Source organism: Vibrio sp. 2033 (assembly GCF_033339735.1).
The window spans coordinates 1-618 of sequence record NZ_JAWOVC010000500.1 but is presented as its reverse complement, the minus strand read 5'-3'; the positions used below and the strand labels follow the sequence as shown (position 1 = coordinate 618).

The following is a 618-nucleotide window of genomic DNA, read 5'->3' as shown; positions in this document are numbered from 1 at the left end:
GAAGTTCAAAAATTGTTTGTTCGTCATTTACAACCAATGGATGGCGCTAAAAGACTGATCCAATTCCTCGACTCTCACAATATTGAATACTGCTTCGCGTCAAATGGTCCCAAAGATAAAATTGAATACGCACTTGAGTTAACCGGTCTGCTTGATGCATTCAAAGGAAAAGTATTCTCTGCGTTTGAAGCAAATAGTTGGAAACCTGAACCTGATTTGATCATGTACAGCGCGATGAGCATGGGCTTTTTGCCTAGTGATTGTTTGTATATCGATGATACACCCAAAGGTGTAGAAGCAGGGTTGAATGCCGGAATTAAGACGGTCCAGCTATTTAATGGTGAGGCAATTAACCGAGTCGACGATGACCGAGTTATTCGCATTCAACATTTGGATGAATTAAAAGAGCAGCTCATGGGCTGCTCTGTTTAACCGTTTAATGACGAGAATGACTTAGGTTATGAATTTGTTTAATTTTTGACTGTAAATATGGAGCTTGGTAAAGGCATTGAATGGATGAGAAATTTTTCGTGTGGAATCCACAAGCAGCACACGTGAATTTTTCACCGTTTGATGAGATTAAGTATTCATCACATTGGCAAATAGGGCAGTTTAGGT

Annotated in this window: 1 protein-coding gene; it reads left to right on the top strand. The window is 39.6% G+C overall.

The window, feature by feature from the left end; all coding sequences use genetic code 11:
• On the top strand, window positions 1–432 hold a 432-nt coding region (locus R7P74_RS27445), incomplete at its 5' end, for an HAD-IA family hydrolase (RefSeq protein WP_318123834.1).
• Between the last annotated feature and the right edge of the window lie 186 nt (window positions 433–618).